This is a genomic window from Arthrobacter sp. 05N425 (assembly GCF_056397125.1).
In genome coordinates this window covers 1-18,827 of sequence record NZ_JBFTMU010000018.1, presented here as the reverse complement: position 1 = coordinate 18,827, position 18,827 = coordinate 1, and the positions used below count along the sequence as shown (strand labels likewise).

Annotated in this window: 18 protein-coding genes and 1 tRNA gene; 16 read left to right on the top strand and 3 right to left on the bottom strand. The window is 67.9% G+C overall.

The genetic code is table 11. The features are described 5' to 3' along the window. The first annotated feature begins 155 nt into the window (after positions 1-155). On the top strand, positions 156-2,075 hold the full coding sequence (locus AC1DGE_RS15975; protein WP_476917784.1) for a propionyl-CoA synthetase: 1,920 nt from the start codon (positions 156-158) through the stop codon (positions 2,073-2,075). A gap of 56 nt (positions 2,076-2,131) precedes the next feature. On the opposite strand, the gene AC1DGE_RS15970 is transcribed toward AC1DGE_RS15975, so the two are convergent. Continuing rightward, entirely contained in the window at positions 2,132-2,851 is a 720-nt protein-coding gene (locus tag AC1DGE_RS15970; protein WP_476917783.1) for a response regulator, read from the bottom strand. Continuing rightward, positions 2,848-4,569, bottom strand: a complete 1,722-nt coding sequence (locus AC1DGE_RS15965) for a sensor histidine kinase (RefSeq protein ID WP_441418909.1) — start codon at positions 4,567-4,569, stop codon at positions 2,848-2,850. The genes AC1DGE_RS15970 and AC1DGE_RS15965 overlap by 4 nt, the downstream gene beginning before the upstream one ends. A 134-nt stretch (positions 4,570-4,703) precedes the next feature. On the opposite strand from AC1DGE_RS15965, the gene AC1DGE_RS15960 reads away from it, so the two are divergent. The 10 genes from AC1DGE_RS15960 to AC1DGE_RS15915 all read left to right on the top strand — a co-directional run bounded on the left by AC1DGE_RS15960 (position 4,704) and on the right by AC1DGE_RS15915 (position 14,532). Further along, the gene (locus AC1DGE_RS15960) at positions 4,704-6,071 is read left to right on the top strand and encodes a cation:dicarboxylate symporter family transporter (protein ID WP_441418908.1); all 1,368 of its coding nucleotides are present in this window, start codon (positions 4,704-4,706) and stop codon (positions 6,069-6,071) included. Positions 6,072-6,370: 299 nt separating this feature from the next. Then, positions 6,371-7,270, top strand: a complete 900-nt coding sequence (locus tag AC1DGE_RS15955) for a ParA family protein (protein WP_441418907.1) — start codon at positions 6,371-6,373, stop codon at positions 7,268-7,270. 14 nt (positions 7,271-7,284) lie between these two features. Next, entirely contained in the window at positions 7,285-8,127 is an 843-nt protein-coding gene (locus AC1DGE_RS15950) for a segregation and condensation protein A (protein WP_476917782.1), read from the top strand. Positions 8,128-8,219: 92 nt separating this feature from the next. Further along, entirely contained in the window at positions 8,220-8,840 is a 621-nt protein-coding gene (gene scpB / locus AC1DGE_RS15945) for an SMC-Scp complex subunit ScpB (RefSeq protein ID WP_441418937.1), read from the top strand. Between the two features lie 109 nt (positions 8,841-8,949). Beyond that, entirely contained in the window at positions 8,950-10,152 is a 1,203-nt protein-coding gene (locus AC1DGE_RS15940; RefSeq protein WP_441418905.1) for a pseudouridine synthase, read from the top strand. Between the two features lie 3 nt (positions 10,153-10,155). Next, entirely contained in the window at positions 10,156-11,265 is a 1,110-nt protein-coding gene (locus tag AC1DGE_RS15935) for a prephenate dehydrogenase (RefSeq protein ID WP_441418904.1), read from the top strand. After that, positions 11,265-11,993, top strand: a complete 729-nt coding sequence (gene cmk, locus AC1DGE_RS15930) for a (d)CMP kinase (RefSeq protein WP_476917781.1) — start codon at positions 11,265-11,267, stop codon at positions 11,991-11,993. The genes AC1DGE_RS15935 and cmk overlap by 1 nt, the downstream gene beginning before the upstream one ends. A gap of 49 nt (positions 11,994-12,042) precedes the next feature. Next, entirely contained in the window at positions 12,043-12,741 is a 699-nt protein-coding gene (locus AC1DGE_RS15925; RefSeq protein WP_476893026.1) for a lysophospholipid acyltransferase family protein, read from the top strand. After that, positions 12,738-14,288: a ribosome biogenesis GTPase Der gene (der, locus tag AC1DGE_RS15920; protein ID WP_476917780.1), complete on the top strand. Its 1,551-nt coding sequence runs from the start codon at positions 12,738-12,740 to the stop codon at positions 14,286-14,288. Before AC1DGE_RS15925 ends, der begins: the two co-directional genes overlap by 4 nt. Positions 14,289-14,455: 167 nt before the next feature. Further along, positions 14,456-14,532: transfer RNA gene (locus AC1DGE_RS15915), tRNA-Pro, on the top strand. Between the two features lie 91 nt (positions 14,533-14,623). Here the strand turns inward: AC1DGE_RS15915 and AC1DGE_RS15910 are convergent. Continuing rightward, positions 14,624-15,493 carry an Fpg/Nei family DNA glycosylase gene (locus AC1DGE_RS15910; RefSeq protein WP_476917779.1) on the bottom strand — a complete coding sequence of 290 codons (870 nt, stop codon included), beginning with the start codon at positions 15,491-15,493 and terminating at the stop codon, positions 14,624-14,626. Between the two features lie 153 nt (positions 15,494-15,646). Between AC1DGE_RS15910 and gcvH the strand changes: the two genes are divergently transcribed. The 5 genes from gcvH to AC1DGE_RS15885 all read left to right on the top strand — a co-directional run bounded on the left by gcvH (position 15,647) and on the right by AC1DGE_RS15885 (position 18,775). Further along, positions 15,647-16,033, top strand: coding sequence for a glycine cleavage system protein GcvH (gene gcvH, locus AC1DGE_RS15905; protein ID WP_138769663.1), 387 nt, complete (start codon positions 15,647-15,649; stop codon positions 16,031-16,033). Positions 16,034-16,197: 164 nt separating this feature from the next. Further along, entirely contained in the window at positions 16,198-16,671 is a 474-nt protein-coding gene (locus tag AC1DGE_RS15900; RefSeq protein WP_175321575.1) for an FHA domain-containing protein, read from the top strand. 23 nt (positions 16,672-16,694) lie between these two features. Next, positions 16,695-17,411, top strand: coding sequence for a transcriptional regulator FtsR (ftsR, locus tag AC1DGE_RS15895; protein ID WP_175321576.1), 717 nt, complete (start codon positions 16,695-16,697; stop codon positions 17,409-17,411). Further along, positions 17,411-17,914 carry a bifunctional nuclease family protein gene (locus tag AC1DGE_RS15890; protein ID WP_175321577.1) on the top strand — a complete coding sequence of 168 codons (504 nt, stop codon included), beginning with the start codon at positions 17,411-17,413 and terminating at the stop codon, positions 17,912-17,914. The genes ftsR and AC1DGE_RS15890 overlap by 1 nt, the downstream gene beginning before the upstream one ends. Positions 17,915-18,178: 264 nt before the next feature. After that, a complete protein-coding gene (locus AC1DGE_RS15885) occupies positions 18,179-18,775 on the top strand; it encodes a MerR family transcriptional regulator (RefSeq protein WP_476917778.1) in 597 nt (198 codons plus the stop codon). The last annotated feature ends 52 nt before the right edge of the window (positions 18,776-18,827 follow it).

Genomic DNA, 18,827 nt, shown 5'->3' with positions numbered 1-18,827 from the left:
CAGTGTATACACAATCGGCAGAATAGCCCACACTTTCCGGCCCTAATCAGCAAAAAGAGCCAGATCCAAGTGTCCGCTGTATACACAGCCCTTGTGGAAGGACCCCAGCAGGGCTACCATGAGCTGCATCACAACGTCGTGGACGGGATTACTTCATGGTCACCAAGAGCTACCGGGACAGTTACCAGCGCAGCGTTGAGCAGCCGGAGGACTTCTGGCTTGAGGCCGCCGGGAAGATCGACTGGAGCACGCCGCCGGGCCGGGCCCTCGACTCCAGCCGCGCGCCGCTTTACAGCTGGTTTCCCGACGGCGTGCTGAACACCTGCTACAACGCCCTGGACCGCCACGTGGCGGAGGGCCGCGGCGGCCAGGACGCCCTGATCTACGACTCCGCCATGCTGGGCACGCAGCAGCGCTTCAGCTACGCCGAGCTCACCGACCTCGTCGCTCGCTTCGCCGGGGTGCTGCGCAGCCACGGCGTCGGCAAGGGCGACCGTGTGGTGATCTACATGCCGATGATCCCGGAGGCCGCCATCGCCATGCTGGCAACCGCCCGGCTCGGCGCGATCCACTCGGTGGTCTTCGGCGGTTTCGCGCCTAAGGAACTCGCCGCCCGCATCCGGGACGCCAACCCCGCCGCCGTGGTCACCGCCTCCGGCGGAATCGAGCCCTCGCGGCGGATCGAGTACCTCCCGGCCGTCGCCGAAGCGCTGGAACTGGCCGGCGCGCCGGAGACCCCCGTGCTGGTCAAGGCACGGGAAGGCTTCACCGCGTCCGCTGCAGACCACGCCGGCTGGCTGGACTGGGACACGGCGATGGCGTCCGCCGAGCCCGCCGCCCCGGTCGACGTCGCAGCCACGGACCCCCTCTACATCCTCTACACCTCGGGCACCACCGGGTCACCCAAGGGCGTGGTGCGGGACAACGGGGGCCACGCCGTCGCCCTGAGCTGGACGCTGGAGAATATCTACGACGTCGGCCCCGGCGACGTCATGTGGACTGCCTCCGACGTCGGCTGGGTGGTGGGGCACTCGTATATTGTTTACGGGCCGCTGCTGGCCGGCGCCACCACCGTGATCTATGAAGGCAAGCCGGTGGGCACCCCGGACGCGGGCGCGTTCTGGCGGGTCATCCAGGACCACAAGGTCAACGTGCTGTTTACCGCCCCTACCGCGTTGCGGGCCATCCGGAAGGCCGACCCCGAGGCAAAGCTGCTCGAAGAATACGACATCTCCAGCCTGCGCACCCTGTTTGCGGCGGGCGAGCGGCTGGACACGGACACGTTCCACTGGGCGTCCCGCGTCCTCGGCGTGCCCGTGGTGGACCACTGGTGGCAGACCGAGACCGGCTGGGCCATCTGCGCCAACCCTCGCGGCCTGGACGGGCTGCCGATCAAGGCCGGTTCGCCCAGCGTTCCGATGCCCGGCTTCAGGCTGCGGATCCTGGACGGCGCGGGCGACGAGGTGGAAACCGGCACCGAGGGGAACATCGTCCTGGGACTGCCCCTGCCGCCGGGCACGCTGACCACGCTCTGGCGCAACGACGAACGCTACATCTCCTCCTACCTGCAGGCCTTCGAGGGCTGCTACRCCACCGGCGACTCCGGTTACCAGGACGAGGACGGCTACCTCTTCGTGATGGGCCGGACCGACGACATCATCAACGTCGCCGGGCACAGGCTCTCCACCGGCGCCATGGAACAGGTGATCGGCCAGCACCCGGCCGTCGCCGAATGCGCTGTGATCGGACTCGCGGACCCCCTCAAGGGCCAACGCCCCAGCGGCTACGTGGTCCTCAAATCGGGGGTGGACGTGCCGGAGGAGATCCTGGTCAAGGACCTGATCGCCCTGGTCCGGCGCGACATTGGCGCCGTGGCGGATTTCAAGCACGTCACGGTCGTGGAGGCCCTGCCGAAGACCCGCTCCGGAAAGATCCTGCGCAAGACCATGCGCCAAATCGCCGACGGCGACGACTATGTGGTGCCCTCCACGATCGAGGACGCCGGCGTGATCGACCAGCTCCTGGAGACGCTGCGGCCCGGCGCCGTGGGCACCCGCCCGTCAACGGCGTCCTAGTCCGCCAGTTGGGTGAGCTGGCGCCGCGGGGGAGAGGCATGGGGCCAGGTGTAGGGCTACGACGCCGGCCGGCTCCAGCGGTACTCGTTCTCCGGCCGGCCGGGGGCGCCGTAGCGTGCGGTGCGTGACACCGTACCGGCGTCCGCGAGGTACTCGAGGTAGCGGCGGGCCGTGACGCGGGACATGCCCAGTGCTTCCATCACCTCGCTGGCCGACACCGCACCGGCCTGCAGCTTCATGAAGTCCTGCACGGAATCCAGTGTCGAGGCGGACAGGCCCTTGGGCAGCGGCAGTTCGGAGGGCGCCCGCAGGCTGGCGAAGGCCTGGTCCACGTCACTCTGGGACGCCCCGGCGCCGGTACCGCCCGGGCCGGGGGAGGCCAGCTGTTCACGGAACTGCCGGTAGCTGCTCAGCTTGTYCGCGAACGTGGCGTAGGTGAACGGCTTGATCAGGTACTGCACGACGCCGGTTGCCACGGCGCTGCGGACGATGTTCAGCTCCCGCACCGCCGTGATCGCGATGATGTCCGCAAAGAGGCCGGCGGCACGCATCCGGCGGGCGATGTCCAGCCCGTGCAGGTCCGGCAGGTTCATGTCCAGCAAGACCAGTTCCACGGGCTGCCCGGCGGCTGACAGGTCCGTCATCAGGCGCAGGGCGGACTGCCCGTCCGGGGCAGACCCGGCCAGGGTGAAGCCCTCGAGCCGGCCGATGTAGGCGGCGTGGGCGGCCGCGGCGATCGGCTCGTCCTCGACGACGAGTACGCGGATATCGCTCATTGCTGTTCCTCTGCTGTCCCGGCTGGTTCTTCCCTGGCGCCGTCCGCGGCGCCTCTCGCCGCGCCTGCCGCTGCAGCCGGTGCCGTCGGCAGGGTGACACGGAACAGTGCCCCGGCCGGGCTGGTGATTGTCATGCTACCGCCCAGGCGCTGCACGGCCTGGCGGACCAGGGCCAGCCCGAGGCCGCGCCCGAAGGGACCCGGAGCCTTGGTGCTGAAGCCGTGCCGGAAAACATCCTCCACGGCGTCCGGATCGATGCCGGGGCCGCTGTCCTCCACCGTGATCTCCAGGGCTCCGCCCGCCGAGGAGACACTCAGCTCCACGAGGCGCGGCGGTGGCGCATCGGCCGCGGCGTCGATCGCGTTGTCGAGCAGGTTGCCGAGGATGGCAACGAGATCCTGGACGGCCAGTCCGGTCACCGCCGTGGAGCCGTCGGTGGTGAGGATGAGTTCGACGCCGCGTTCGTGCGCCTCGGCGGCCTTGCCCATGACCAGGGCGCCGAGCACCGGCTCCTCGAGGGAGCTGACCAGGTCATCGGTCAGCCGCTGGCTCAGCTCCAGGTCGTTGGTGGCGAAATCCAGTGCCTCGTTGCCGCGGCCCAGTTCCATCAGGGACACGATGGTGTGCAGCCGGTTGGCGTGTTCGTGAGTCTGGGCGCGGAGGGCGTCGGAGAGCGTCCGCATGGTCTCCAACTCGCTGCCGAGCGACTCGATTTCGGTGCGGTCCCGGATGGTGGCCACCGTGCCGTAGACGGGGGCGCCGGAGGCCGCCGGCCGCTGCCGGGCCGCGGGGGAGCGGGGCCCGACCGCGGGGCCCTGGTTCACCACCAGGACACGCGGGCCGGTCAGGTGGATTTCGTCCTGGGCGGTCCGGCCGGATTCGAAGAGTTCCTTGAGGCTGGGGGCCAGCGGCAGTTCCGCCAGCGACGGCGCGTCCGGTCCGCGGCCGCCGGAGGACCCGACGTCGACGGCGCGGGGCGGCACCCCGAGCAGCGCGGCCGCCTGATCGTTGTACATAACCACCTTGCCCTTCGGGTCAATCAGGATCACCCCCTCGCGGACCGAGTGGAGCACCGACTCGTAATAGGCGAACAGCTGCGCCAGCTGCTCCGGGCCCCAGCCGCGGGTAACCCGGCGGAGGTAGCGGCCCAGCAGCCAGGAGGCCACCGAACCGCCGGCCAGCAGAGCCACTGCGATCGCGAGCAGCGCCGGCAGGCGGCCGGAAAACGCGACATCCACCGTCCCCACCGTCACGCCCGCCGCCACCAGGGCCCGGACCTTGCCGTCGGCGTCCTTGACCGGGGCGATCGTCCGCACGGACGGTCCGAGCGTGCCGGCCATGATCTCGGTGAAGACCTCGCCGCGCAGGGCCGCGTCGATCGAGCCGATGTAGGGCTTGCCCAGCTCCTCGTTGCGGGGATGGGTCCACCGGGTCCGGTCCGGCGCCATGATCGTGATGAAGTCCGCGCGGGCGTCCCGCATCACCTCCAGGGCGTAGGGCTGGAGCCTCGCCGAGGGATTGGGGGCGCTCGCCGCCTGCAGCACCAGGGGGTTGTCTGCCACTGCGGTGGCGATCCCGGCCATCCGCCGGCCGGCTTCCTCGTAGGCGTGGTCGCGGGCGTCGACGAAGGTGGCCGTGCCGACGACGGCGGTCAGGGCCAGCATGAACAGCAAGTGGGCCACAAACAGCCTGCGGGCGATGCTCCAGTGATGGATCAACTGCACCTTCCATGACCAATATGAACGCAACGGTGATGCGCGTCACTTCATCCCCAATGATGGAGAAACACGCAGAACGGACGTGATGCGCACCCCAAGCCGCATCGAAGTCCAGCCTATCCAAGGAGAACACCATGGCCTCTCAACGAGGAGAGTCAGCGGCAACCGCCGCGGCGCCGGTCAAAAAGCGCAAGGGGCTGGACAAGTCCCACTACCTGTACATCGCAGTCATTGTCGCCGTGGTCCTCGGCGCCCTGGTCGGCCTGATCTTCCCCGAGGTCGGCAAGTCCCTCAAGCCGCTCGGCGACGGCTTCATCAAGCTCATCAAGATGATGATCGCCCCCGTCATCTTCTGCACCATCGTGCTGGGCATCGGCTCGATCGCCAAGGCCGCCACGGTCGGCAAGGTCGGCGGCCTGGCCCTCGGCTACTTCATCGTCATGTCGACCTTCGCGCTGGCCATCGGCCTCGTCGTCGGCAACCTGATCCACCCGGGTGAGGGCCTCAAGCTCGCCCCGTACGATCCCAACAAGAAGGCCGCCACGGACAGCACCGTCGACTTCCTGCTCGGCATCATCCCGGGCGACATCCCCGTGCTGCCCACCCTGCTCGCCGCTATCCTGGTCGGCTTCGCGCTGCAGAAGATGGGCCCGCAGGGCACCCCGATCCTGAAGGCCATCGGCCACGGCCAGGCCCTCGTGTTCCGCATCCTGATCATGGTCATGTGGCTCGCCCCGGTCGGCGCATTCGGTGCGATCGCCGCCGTCGTCGGCGCCACCGGCGTGCAGGCCATCATCAGCATGGCCACCCTCATGGTCGCCTTCTACATCACCTGCGCGGTGTTCATCGTCGTGATCCTGGGCGGCCTGCTCCAGGTCGTCTCGGGTGTCAACATCTTCCGCCTGATGCGTTACCTCGGCCGCGAATACCTGCTGATCTTCTCCACGTCCTCCTCCGAAGCGGCCCTGCCCCGCCTGATCGCGAAGATGGAACACCTCGGTGTCTCCAAGCCCGTCGTCGGCGTCACGGTCCCCACCGGCTACTCCTTCAACCTCGACGGCACGGCCATCTACCTGACCATGGCCTCCCTGTTCGTCGCCAACGCGATGGGCACCCCGCTGGACCTGGGCGCCCAGATCTCGCTGCTGATCTTCATGATCATCGCCTCCAAGGGCGCCGCCGGCGTCACCGGCGCCGGCCTCGCCACCCTGGCAGCGGGCCTGCAGGCCCACCGTCCGGAACTGCTTGGCGGCGTGGGCATGATTGTCGGCATCGACCGCTTCATGTCCGAGGCCCGCGCGCTGACCAACTTCACCGGCAACGCCGTGGCGACCGTCCTGATCGGCACCTGGGTCAAGGAGATCGACGGCGGACAGGTCGAGCGTGTCCTCTCCGGCGCCGAGCCCTTCGACGAGCAGACCATGATCGCCGGCCACACCGGGCACGTGGCCGCCGACCAGCCAGCCGGCCAGGCCGCGCAGCCGGTGCCGGTCAACGCCTGAGCACCAGCCCGAACGCACTGAAATCGCCCGGACGCGCACCCCGCGTCCGGGCGGTTTCGTTTGCGGCGGGGCCCCAGTGCCAGGCAACCCTCGACCTCTACCAGAGGGTCAAGGCGCGCGGAACGGCGGTTGTCAAGGTCCGTCGAATACCGTGTCGGGGGCTGTAACCTTGGGAGGAATAACGATCCTTGCCGGGCGGCCGCAAGCAAGATGAGGCCGCAACATGAGCCAGTCAGCACAACAAGCAGCCGGCAGGGTCAGGCACGAAAATCACCGTCATCGAAAGTGTGGATAGATACGTGAGCAGCGAACAGGGTTCAGCCACTCTGGAAGGCACCGGACTCGACCTGGAAGACGCCATCATGGGCCCCACCGGGCGCCCCCAACGCGACTTTCCGGAGCCCGCGCCGCTGTCATCCCACGGCCCGGCCCGGGTCATCGCCATGGTCAACCAGAAGGGCGGCGTGGGCAAAACCACGTCCACCATCAACCTGGCCGCTGCCCTGGCCGAATACGGCCGCCGCGTGCTGCTGGTCGACTTTGACCCGCAGGGCGCCCTCTCTGCCGGCCTTGGCACCAATCCGCACGAGCTGGACCTCACGGTCTACAACGTGCTGATGGACCGCAAGGTCGACATCCGCGACGCCATCCAGAAGACCGGCGTCGAAAATGTGGACCTGCTGCCGGCCAACATCGACCTCTCCGCCGCGGAAGTCCAGCTCGTGAACGAGGTCGCCCGTGAACAGGTCCTGGACCGGGCCCTGAAAAAGGTCGAAGACGACTACGACGTTGTCCTGATCGACTGCCAGCCCTCGCTCGGGCTGCTCACGGTCAACGCGCTGACCGCGGCGCACGGCGTCATCATCCCGCTGATCTGTGAATTCTTCGCCCTGCGCGCCGTGGCGCTGCTGGTCGAGACGATCGACAAGGTCCAGGACCGGCTGAACCCCCGCCTGCAGGTCGACGGCGTCCTCGCCACCATGTACGACTCCCGCACCCTGCACGGCCGCGAGGTCATCGCCCGGCTGGTGGAGGCCTTCGGGGACAAGGTCTTCGAGACCGTGATCAAGCGCTCCATCAAGTTCGCCGACGCCACCGTGGCTGCCGAGCCGATTACCAGCTACGCCGGCAACCACGCCGGTGCCGACGCCTACCGCCGCCTGGCCAAAGAGCTGATTTCGCGCGGCGGCGCGCCCTAACCAGGGCTATGGCGGTGACGGGAACCGCGACGGCAGAGCTGTCGCCGCCCGGGAAGAAGCCCGGATTCGAGGTCCGGCTGGCCAACTTCACCGGCCCTTTCGACCTGCTGCTGGGCCTGATCTCCAAGCACCAGCTGGACATCACCGAGGTGGCGCTGGCCACGGTCACCGACGAGTTCATCAAATACATCAAGGGGCTGCAACGGCTGGGGGAGGACTGGGCCCTGGACGAGGCCAGCGAATTCCTGGTCATCGCCGCCACCTTGCTGGACCTCAAGGCGGCCAGGCTGCTGCCCGCGGGCGAGGTCGAAGACGACGAGGACATCGCGCTGCTCGAAGCCCGCGACCTGCTCTTCGCCCGGTTGCTCCAGTACAAGGCCTTCAAGCAGGTTGCCGGCCTGATCGGCTCGACGCTGGAGCTGGAGGGCCGGCGCTACCCGCGGCAGGTCGCCCTGGAGGGCCAGTTCGCCGCCCTCCTGCCCGAGCTGGTCTGGAAGCACACCCCGCAGCAGTTCGCGGCTCTGGCCGAAGCGGCCCTGAAGCCCAAGGAAGCAGCCCCCACCGAGGTGGGCCTCGCCCACCTGCATGGCACGCCGGTAAGCGTGAAGGAGCAGGCCGAAATCATCGGCCACCGCCTGCGTCTTGGCAAGGCACTCACCTTCCGGGCCCTGATCGCCGACGCCGAGTCCACCCTCGTAGTGGTGGCCCGGTTCCTCGCGCTGCTGGAAATGTTCCGGGACAAGGCAGTGGGCTTCGACCAACTGCTTCCCCTCGGCGAGCTGTCCGTGCACTGGACCGCCGACGACCCGGACTGGAGCAGCGACAAGCTGAGCGAAGAATACGAGGAGCAACCGTGACCGAAGCACGCACCTCTGCCACAGCCGGCGGGGCCCCATCAGGCGCGGCCGGATCCGACGCCGGCGACTCCCGGGTTCCGGACGTTTCGGGACTGCCCGGCGGCGCCCGTGCCGCGCTGGAGGCAGTGCTCATGGTGGTCGACGAACCGGCCACGGCCACGGAGCTGGCCGCCGGCCTCAACCTGACGGTCGACGTCGTCGAGGGCCTGCTCGGGGAACTGCAACGGGAGTATAACGGCTATACTGGTAATGCCCCGGATGCGGACGACGCCAGCACTGCGATTAATCGTGCTGGTTTCGGTGCCGCCCCCCGGGGTTTTGAATTGCGGAATATCGCCGGAGGCTGGCGGATCTATTCCCGCGCTGAGTTCGCCGACGTCGTAGGCGGATTCGTGCTGGAAGGACAGACAGCCAGGCTGACGCAGGCGGCGCTCGAAACGCTCGCCGTCATCGCCTACCGCCAGCCCGTTTCCAGGGCGCGGGTGTCTGCAATTCGAGGGGTCAATGTTGACTCCGTCGTGCGGACGCTGACCCAGCGCGGACTGATCGAGGATTCGGGAACCGATCCTGAGTCCGGGGCCATCCTGTACCGCACGACGTCGTATTTCCTCGAACGTATGGGAATCGGCTCGGTGGCTGAGTTGCCTCAGCTTTCGCCCCATCTTCCAGGGCTTGAAGGCATAGCAGAGTTTTACGACGCAGGAAGAATGTAGGCAGGAATGCTGCCTGCGTAACGAGTATCCACCAGGGCAGAACCATTTGCCCGGCCGGTGGGGGCTGCCGTGAGGCAGCCGCCGCGGGCCAACAAACGAAGGACGGGTCATGACACAGGCGGGACGCCAGGGTTCACCACGTAACGGTTCGGGACGCACCAGCGCCGGACATCAATCAGCACGCACCCAGGGTGCGGGCGGCGCCGGCCGAGGCCAGCGCGACTTCTCCAAGGGCGGCGGCGACCGCCCGTTCAAGCGGCCCAAGCCGCGCGAAGAGGCTTTCATCGATCCGGACCTGAACCCCGCGGGTTCAGCTCCGGAATCCGGGGACCGCAACGGCGCCAAGCCGGCAGCGCGTAAGCCGGCCGCCCGCAAGCCTGCGGCACGCAAGCCCGGTGCCGGCAAGGTCCCCGGTACGCCGGGCGCGCTCAAGCCCAAGCCGCGCATCGGCGCCGGAGCGGCCAAGGCCACCGGTTCCAGCGCGTTCGGCGGCGAACGCTTCGGCCAGAACCTCGGCCCGGTCCGGAAGCCGGCCCGCAAACGCGGCCCGCGCGGACCCGTGCCGCAGTCCGAACTGCACGATGCCGACGGTGTCCGTCTGCAAAAGGTCATGGCCTCCGCCGGCGTCGCCTCCCGGCGCGTCTGCGAGGAAATGATCGCCGAAGGCCGCGTCGAGGTCGACGGCCAGGTCGTCACCGAGCTCGGCATGCGCGTCGACCCCAAGGCGTCCGTGATCCACGTGGACGGCCTGCGCATCCAGCTGGACGAAAACATGGTCTACATGGTGTTCAACAAGCCCAAAGGCGTTGTCTCCACGATGGAAGACCCGGACGGCCGTCCGTGCGTCAGCGATTTCGTCCGCAACCACCACGGCGAACGCCTTTTCCACGTCGGCCGGCTCGATGTCGCCACCGAGGGGCTCCTGCTCCTGACGAACGACGGCGAACTCGCCAACCGCCTGACGCACCCCTCCTACGAGGTGCCCAAGACGTACCTCGTCCAGGTCCGCGGGCCGTTCCCGCAGGGCGTCGGCGCGCAGCTCAAGGCCGGCGTCGAACTCGAGGACGGCATTGCCTCGGTCGACTCCTTCAAGCTCGTCGACTCGACCCCGGGCCACGTGCTGATCGAGGTCGTGCTGCACTCGGGCAAGAACCGCATTGTGCGGCGCCTCTTCGACGCCGTCGGTTTCCCGGTACTGCGCCTGGTCCGCGTCAAGGTCGGTCCCATCGGCCTGGGCGACCAGCGCCAGGGCAGCATCCGCAACCTCGGCAAGCAGGAAGTCGGCCACCTGCTGGCATCCGTGGGGCTGTAAGGCATGTCCGCTTTTCGCACCCACGGCCGCGGCCACCTGAACGGGCCGGTCGTGGTCGTGGGCACCGGGCTGCTGGGCACCAGCATCGGGCTGGGGCTCCGGGGCCGCGGCGTCGCCGTGTTCCTCTCCGACCCGTCGCCTACCAACCAGGCCGTCGCCGTCGACATCGGCGCAGGCCTGCCCTTGGCGCGCCTTGACGGCGAAACGCCGGAACTCGTCGTGGTCGCCGCGCCGCCGGACGTGACCTCCGACGTCGTCGCCCGCGCCCTCGCGGACTACCCGCAGGCCGTTGTGGTGGACATTGCCAGCGTCAAGGCGTCCATCCAGGCGGAGCTGCGCGAGCGCGGCGCCGACCTGGGCCGCTACGTCGGCACCCACCCGATGGCGGGCCGGGAAAAGTCCGGCCCCGTCGCCGCCCGCGGGGAACTGTTCACCTCGATGCCGTGGGTGCTCTGCCCCACGCCGGAAACCCGGCCCGAGGCCCTGCAGGCGGCGCGTGCGCTGGCCGGGGACCTGGGCGCCGTCGTCTCCGAATTCGGTGCCGAGGAACACGACGAGGCCGTGGCGCTGGTCTCGCACCTGCCCCAGGTCATGTCCTCCCTCGTAGCCAGCCGGCTGCAGGGAACCCCGCTGCACGCGCTCTCGCTGGCCGGCAACGGGCTGCGGGACGTGACCAGGATCGCCGCGAGCGACCCCACGCTCTGGGTGCAGATCCTCGGCGCCAACGCGGGCAAGGTCGTGGAGATCCTCTACGGCGTCCGCGAGGACCTGAACCGGCTGATCGGAACCCTCGAGGATCCGACCGCGCCCGGTGCCAGGCTGGACCTTGCCCAGCTGATCAGCGAAGGCAACGCCGGCCAGGCCCGGATCCCGGGCAAGCACGGCGGACCGCCGCAGGCCTACTCCTGGCTGACCGTCCTGGTGGACGACACGCCCGGCCAGATCGCCAGGCTCCTGACCGAGATCGGCGAGATCGGCGTCAACCTCGAGGACCTCCGACTGGACCACTCCTCAGGACAGAATGTCGGCATGGTGGAACTCTCCGTGCTGCCCAACAAGCACGAGCTGCTCATCGAAGCCCTCAACGACCGTGGATGGCGGGTACTCCAGTAATGACCCAGGAACTCATTGAAACGGTGGACGTCGTCCGCCCCGGCAAGAGCCTCGTCGTCGCAATCGACGGCCCCTCCGGCTCCGGCAAGTCCAGCGTCAGCAAAGAGGTGGCGCGCCGGCTCAGGCTGGCCTACCTCGACACCGGCGCCATGTACCGGGCCCTGACCTGGTTCTGCCTCGACAGCGGCCTGGACCTCGCCGACGCCGAAGCCATCGAAGCCGCTGCCGAGACGCTCCAACTGGAGATCAGCACCAGCCCGCAGGAAGAGTACGTCCGTGTCGCGGGTGCCGACATCACCGAGGCCATCCGCGAACCGGGCATCTCCGCTGCGGTCAGCGCCGTCGCCACCACGCTCGGGGCACGGACCGAACTGATCCGCCGGCAGCGCGCGCTGATCGAAAAGCACCACCGCCGCATGGTGGTGGAGGGCCGAGACATCACCACCGTCGTCGCTCCCAATGCCGAGGTGCGCATGCTGCTCACCGCCAGCGAAGAGGCCCGGCTTCGCCGCCGCGGCATCCAGCTCGGCGGCAGCCAGAACGCCGAACAGCTTGCCGCGCAAGTCACGGCGCGGGACGCCAAGGACTCCACCGTGGTGAACTTCACGCAGGCCGCCGACGGCGTGGTCACGCTGGACTCCTCGGACCTGGACTTTGCCCAGACCGTTGACGCGGCCCTCGGGATCGTGCACCGGGTCGTCACCCACACGGCCATCGACCGTGACTGAGGGCTCAGCCGGGGCGCAGCTTCCCGGCCGCTGGTTCAAGCACGGGACCATGGCCTGGAGCCGGCCGGTCGGCTGGCTGCTGGACCATCTGGTGTACCGGACCTCCGTCCAGGGCCGCGCCAACGTCCCGGCGGCGGGGCCGGTCATCTTCGCCGGAAACCACATCAGTTTCCTGGACGGCCCGGTCATGTTCGGTGCGGCGCCCCGGCCGATGCACATCTTCGTCAAGAAGGAGATGTTCAAAGGCTTCCTGGGCCTGGTCCTGAAGGCCTCCGGCCAGTTGGCGGTGGACCGTTCGGGTGACCGGGCGGCGCTGGAACGGGCCAAGAGCGTCCTCGACGCCGGACGGTGCGTCGGGATCCTGCCCGAAGGCACGCGGGGGAGCGGAGAGGCCGCCGCTATCAACAACGGGGTGGCCTGGCTCGCGCTGAACTCGGGGGCCACCGTGATCCCGGTAGCCATCCTCGGGACCAGGATCAGCGGCGAGCACCTCAACGCGGTTCCCCGTCCCGGCCGGCGGCTGCACGTCAGCTTCGGCGGGGCCCTCACCGTCAGCCGCAGGCCCGGGGAGACCGGGCGTGCTTCAATGGACAGGGTGGGAACCGAGATCCGCGCCGCACTGGCACGGCACGTCCAGGACACAATTCAGAGCAGCGGGCAGCGCCTGCCCGACGCAGATTCACCGCAAGAACCACAGACAGCAGTAGCCGCGACGCCGGCAGATCACCACCTAAGGAAAGTGCAATGAGCGATACGACTCAAACCCCCGGCCATTTTGGCGCCGGCGAAGACGAATACACGCCCACCGGCACGGACCAGGTGGCGGAGAATCTTGCCGCCCTGGACGACGAGGAAGCCGAGCTCCGCGCGGCCTCGCTCCGCGCCGGCCTGGACGACTACGAACTGGACGAGGAAGACGCCGCCCTGCTGAKCGGGCGCTACGAGGACGAGGACTTCGACGGCCCGGTCAAGCTTGACCCCGTCCTGGCCATCATCGGCCGGCCGAACGTCGGCAAGTCCACCCTGGTCAACCGCATCCTGGGCCGCCGCGAAGCCGTCGTGGAGGACACCCCCGGCGTCACCCGTGACCGCGTTATGTACTCGGCGCACTGGAACGGCCGGAACTTCACCGTGGTTGACACCGGCGGCTGGGAGCACGACGCCCGGGGCATCCACGCCCGCGTCGCCGAGCAGGCCGAGATGGCCGTGGAGCTCGCCGACGCCGTGCTGTTCGTGGTGGACTCCGCCGTCGGCGCGACCGCCACGGACGAAGGCGTCATGAAGATGCTGCGCAAGTCCAAGAAGCCGGTCATCATGGTGGCCAACAAGGTCGACGACTTCGCCCAGGAAGCCGACTCGGCCGCGCTCTGGGGCCTCGGCTTCGGCGAGCCGTACCCGGTCTCCGCCCTGCACGGCCGCGGCGTCGCCGACCTGCTCGACCATGTCATGGACACGCTGCCGGAGTTCTCCACGATCGAAGGACTCGAGCGCAGCGGCGGCCCGCGCCGGATCGCCCTGATCGGCCGGCCGAACGTCGGCAAGTCCTCGCTGCTGAACAAGCTCGCCGGCTCCGAACGCGTCGTCGTCGACAACACCGCCGGCACCACCCGTGACCCGGTCGACGAGTTCATCGAACTCGGCGGCCGCACCTGGCGCTTCGTCGACACGGCCGGCATCCGCCGCCGCCAGCACATGGCCCAGGGCGCCGACTTCTACGCCTCGCTGCGCACCCAGAGCGCGCTCGAAAAGGCCGAGGTCGCCGTCGTGCTCCTCGCCGTGGACGAGGTGCTCAGCGAGCAGGACGTACGCATCCTGCAGCTCGCGATCGAGTCCGGCCGCGCGCTGGTGCTCGCGTTCAACAAGTGGGACCTGCTCGACGACGAACGCCGCACCTACCTGGAACGCGAAATCGAACAGGACCTCGCCCACGTGGCGTGGGCGCCGCGCGTCAACATCTCGGCCAAGACCGGCTGGCACAAGGACCGGCTGGTTCCTGCCCTGGATACTGCGCTGGAGAGCTGGGACAAGCGCATCCCCACCGGACGGCTCAACGCCTTCCTCGGCGAACTGGTGGCGGCACACCCGCACCCGGTCCGCGGCGGCAAGCAGCCCCGCATCCTCTTCGGCACCCAGGCCTCCAGCCGGCCGCCGAAGTTCGTGCTCTTCACCACCGGCTTCCTGGATCCCGGCTACCGCCGCTTCATCACCCGCCGGCTCCGCGAAACCTTCGGCTTCGAGGGCACGCCGATCGAGGTCAACATGCGGGTCCGGGAAAAGCGCGGCAAGAAGCGCTAATTCCGAACGCGCCCGCCGAGGGAAAAAGTTCCCGTGACACAAGTGAAAGTGTCACGGGCACCCTCCGGAATCGTGTAAGCTTTTGGAGGTGGTTCGGCCGGACTGCTCGGATGAAATCCTTTGGATAACAACAGGACATCATCAAGAGCGGAGAACGGCGGAACCAACGGGCTGTAGCGCAGCTTGGTAGCGCACTTGACTGGGGGTCAAGGGGTCGCAGGTTCAAATCCTGTCAGCCCGACCAACAGAAAGTACCCCGCCATTCCGGCAACGGAATGGCGGGGTTTTCTGTTTCCCGAACCGGTCGACTTCGTAAAGCGGCTCCTGGAAAAGTCCTACTTCAAAAAACGAGACGTCCGGCGGTCCGCCAGGATCTTTCCCTTCGTCTGGCAGTGCGGGCAGTACTGCAGCGCGGTGTCGGCAAAGGAGACCTCTCGCACGGTGTCTCCGCAAACCGGGCATGCTTCGCCGGCCCGGCCGTGCACCCGCATGTGGCTCCGCTTGGCGTCCTTGAGCTCGGCCGGCGGTTTCCCGCGGGCCTCGGCCAGTGCCGTGCCCAGGATTTCGTGGATGGCGTCGTACAGGCGCTCTACCGCCGCCCGGTCCAGGGCGCCGGCGATGGCGAACGGGGAGATCCTGGCCGCGTGCAGAATCTCGTCGCTGTAGGCGTTCCCGATGCCGGCGATGACGCCCTGGCTGCGCAGCAGCCCCTTGATCTGCTGCTTGCCGGCCGCGAGGATCCCGGCCAGGGTCTCGACGTCGAACCCCGGGCTGAACGGATCCGGTCCGAGCGCCGCGATCCCCGGCACATCCGTCGTGCTGCGGACCAGGTAGACCGCCAGGCTCTTCTTGGTGCCGGCCTCGGTCAGGTCCAGGTCAAGTGGTCCGCCCCCGCTGGAAAATGACAGCCGCGCCGCGATATGCCCGCTGCCCATTTTCAGCACCGCGCCGGTGGGGGCGTCGGTGAACCGCACCCAGCCGGCGCGGGCAAGGTGAAAGACAAGATGCAGCCCGTCGGCCTCCAGGTCAATGAACTTGCCATGGCGGCGCACCCCCGTCACGGTCCTGCCTTCCAACGCCGAGATGGGAGGATCCGCCGTCTTCAGTACCGCAAACGAGACGATCTGGATTTTCGTGAGGACCGCACCGCGCAGGCGCGTGTCCAGGAAATCCGCGAGGGCTGCCACTTCCGGTAGCTCAGGCATGGGCAAATCCGACCGGAACGGGTGCAGGTGCTGCCATGGCCCCATCATGCCAGAGTCCTCCCGGGGTCCGGCCGGATATGCCTATACTTTCAGCGGCGGCCCGTTCGATCGGCCGCCGTCGACCTTGGTGATTGACCAGACGAAAGGCCCGCCATGAGCATCATTCCCGAAGAGCTGTCCTACACCGCGGAACACGAATGGGTCTCCGCCCCGAATGCCGACGGAGTCGTGCGTGTGGGGATCACGGATTTTGCCCAGGACGCGCTCGGGGACGTCGTCTACGCCCAGATGCCGGAGGTCGGCACTGACATCAAGGCCAACGACGTCGTGGGGGAGGTCGAGTCCACCAAGAGTGTCAGCGACATCTACGCCCCGGTCAGTGGCGAGGTCGTGGCCCGCAACGAGGCCCTGGACACCGATTCCGCCCTGATCAATTCGGATCCCTACGGCGAGGGCTGGCTGATCGAAATCAAGCTCGCAGAAGCCGACGCCGTGGAGTCGTTGCTCAGTGCATCGGAGTACGAACAACAGGTAGGCTAATGGGAAGGTCTCCGGGCCGTGTTACTGGACACAGCAGTTGTTGGAGACAGCAATTACTGGACACAGTGGCCGGCCGGGGGGACTGACTACCGGATCTGCCAGGCTTTTCCGGACGGCATGCGTTGTTTGCAGGGGGGACACCTGCAACGAATGAGGAGGACTCAATGGTTGGGCACGGACAGAACGACACCGGTGAATACGGCACGGGTGGAGTGAAAGCCTCGGAGACCACATCGATCCATCTCACTCCCGTGCGCGACGAGCCCACCCTCACCCCGAAGGTTTCGGTCGAGGAACGCACGGCCATCGAGTCGTTGCCCGCAGGGTCCGCCCTGCTGGTGGCACACAGCGGGCCCAACGCCGGCGCTCGCTTCCTGCTCGACTCGGACGTCACGACGGCGGGCCGCCACCCGGACGCCGATATCTTCCTCGACGACGTCACGGTCTCGCGCCGCCACGTTGAATTCCGCCGCACGGCGCGCAGCTTCGAGGTCGTGGACACCGGGAGCCTGAACGGCACCTACGTCAACCACGACCGTGTCGACAGTGTGGAGCTGAAGTCCGGTAACGAGGTGCAGATCGGCAAGTTCCGGCTCACCTTCTACCTCAGCCCTGCCCGTACCGCAGGCAACGTCTGATATCGGGGTAGTTGCCTGTGGCCATGGCACAAGCCGAACGGCGCGGACCCCAGGTCCTGAACATCGGGGAGGTCCTGGCTCAGTTGAGCGACGACTTCCCCAACATGACCGCGTCGAAAATCAGGTTCCTTGAAGAGAAGGGACTCATCAACCCGCAGCGGACTCCCGCCGGGTACCGGCAGTACTCCGAGGGCGACGTCGAGCGTCTCCGCTTTGTGCTGGCCCTGCAGCGGGACCAGTACCTGCCGCTGAAGGTGATCAAGGACTACCTCGACGCGATTGACCGCGGCGAACGCCCGGACAACCTGCCTCCCGGGGTCACGGTCTCGCCGCGGATCGTCTCGGACCAACTCGCCGCCGAACTGAACCACCGGGTACGCCTGCTCAGCGAAGAGCAGCTCCGCACCGAGTCCGGGGCCAGCGTGCCGTTGCTCGAATCCCTGCTCAGCTTCGGCCTGATCGGCCACGTCAACGGCAAATTCGATGAACATGCCCTGCAGGTTGCCCGGGCCTGCGTGCAACTGGAGGGCCACGGCCTGGAACCGCGGCACCTGCGCCCGTTCCAGGCCGCCGCCGAACGCGAATTCGGGCTGGTGGAACGGGCGGTGGCGACCCTGACCTCGCGGAAGGACGCCGCCTCTCACGCCCGCGCCGCCGAGGCCGCCCGCGAAATCAGCGAACTCTGCCTGACGCTGCACCGGGCCCTGGTCCAGGACCGCATCTCGAGGATGGACATCTGATGATTGAGGTGGAAATCGTAGGCGTACGGATTGAATTGCCGTCCAACCAACCGCTTGTGTTGCTCAAGGAGATGCACGGGGAGCGCCACGTCCCCATCTGGATCGGCACCCCGGAGGCCAGCGCCATCGCCCTGGCCCAGCAGGGTGTGGTTCCGCCGCGGCCGATGACGCACGACCTGCTGGTGGACGTTGTCGAGGCATTGGGCCACACGATCGTCAGCGTCAATATCGTGGCGGTCGAGGACAACATCTTCTACGGCCAGCTCCAGTTCGAAGACGGCACCACCGTCAGCTCGAGGGCCTCGGATGCCCTGGCCCTGGCCCTGCGGGCCAAATGCCGGATCTGGTGCGCGGACGCCGTGATGGAAGAAGCCGGTGTGCGGATCACCGAGCACGACGACGGCGAGGAGGCCCAGCCCGGGCCCGCCGTCGACGAAGAGGGCGAGCTGCGCCGCTTCCGCGAGTTCCTGGACGACGTCGAACCCGAGGATTTCGCCGGCTGAAACAGCCCTAAGCTTAAAGTCGAGGTCGAAAGTTTCGACACGCCCCGGCAATACCGCCAACGTCTTTGACCTTGGGCCCCGGCAGGCCTAACGTCGGAGGTACAAGTTCCCATTGCATACAACAGCCGCGCAAGTCACACTGGACAGAGCAGCCGGAGCCGAAACTACACGGATGATTTTCGTGCCTACTCGGTCCGACGCAGGTCCCGGACAGCGCGTCGTTGCTGCAAGTTCCCGCGGGAACTCATGACAAGGAGGATCCACGTGAGTCCGAAAGGCGAAGCAGGCGAGCTCAAGCAGACCTCGACGGCAGGCGTTGCTGTGCCCGCGAGCGGTGCCCAGGGCCTGCTCTTCACCGAGGATCTTCCCGTCCTGGACGAAGACGCGGGTTACCGCGGCCCCACCGCGTGCAAGGCGGCCGGGATCACCTACCGCCAGCTGGACTACTGGGCACGCACCGGGCTCGTCGAACCCGCCGTGCGCGGCGCCGCCGGCTCCGGGTCGCAGCGCCTCTACGGCTTCCGCGACATCCTCGTCCTCAAGGTCGTCAAGCGGCTCCTCGACACCGGCGTCTCCCTGCAGCAGATCCGCACCGCCGTCGAGCACCTCCGGGAGCGCGGGGTCGAAGACCTCGCCCAGATCACGCTGATGAGTGACGGCGCGAGCGTCTACGAGTGCACCTCGGCGGATGAAGTCATCGACCTGGTCCAGGGCGGACAGGGTGTCTTTGGCATCGCCGTCGGCCGGGTCTGGCGCGAAGTGGAGGGAAGCCTCGCGGCACTGCCGAGCGAACACGCCTCGGACCAGTCCTTCCCCGACGATGAACTCAGCAAGCGCCGCGCGGCCCGCAAGATCGGCTAGCACTGCCGGAAGATTTAACTAAGAAGCGCGGGGCCACATCGTGGCCCGGCCC

Bases quoted from the DNA above. Each gene is read 5' to 3' on its own strand.
- AC1DGE_RS15960 (WP_441418908.1), top strand. From the start codon at position 4,704: ATGGCCTCTCAACGAGGAGAGTCAGCGGCAACCGCCGCGGCGCCGGTC.
- AC1DGE_RS15940 (WP_441418905.1), top strand. From the start codon at position 8,950: ATGACACAGGCGGGACGCCAGGGTTCACCACGTAACGGTTCGGGACGC.
- AC1DGE_RS15935 (WP_441418904.1), top strand. From the start codon at position 10,156: ATGTCCGCTTTTCGCACCCACGGCCGCGGCCACCTGAACGGGCCGGTC.
- cmk (WP_476917781.1), top strand. From the start codon at position 11,265: ATGACCCAGGAACTCATTGAAACGGTGGACGTCGTCCGCCCCGGCAAG.
- AC1DGE_RS15925 (WP_476893026.1), top strand. From the start codon at position 12,043: ATGGCCTGGAGCCGGCCGGTCGGCTGGCTGCTGGACCATCTGGTGTAC.
- AC1DGE_RS15910 (WP_476917779.1), bottom strand. From the start codon at position 15,493: ATGCCTGAGCTACCGGAAGTGGCAGCCCTCGCGGATTTCCTGGACACG.
- gcvH (WP_138769663.1), top strand. From the start codon at position 15,647: ATGAGCATCATTCCCGAAGAGCTGTCCTACACCGCGGAACACGAATGG.
- AC1DGE_RS15900 (WP_175321575.1), top strand. From the start codon at position 16,198: ATGGTTGGGCACGGACAGAACGACACCGGTGAATACGGCACGGGTGGA.
- ftsR (WP_175321576.1), top strand. From the start codon at position 16,695: ATGGCACAAGCCGAACGGCGCGGACCCCAGGTCCTGAACATCGGGGAG.
- AC1DGE_RS15890 (WP_175321577.1), top strand. From the start codon at position 17,411: ATGATTGAGGTGGAAATCGTAGGCGTACGGATTGAATTGCCGTCCAAC.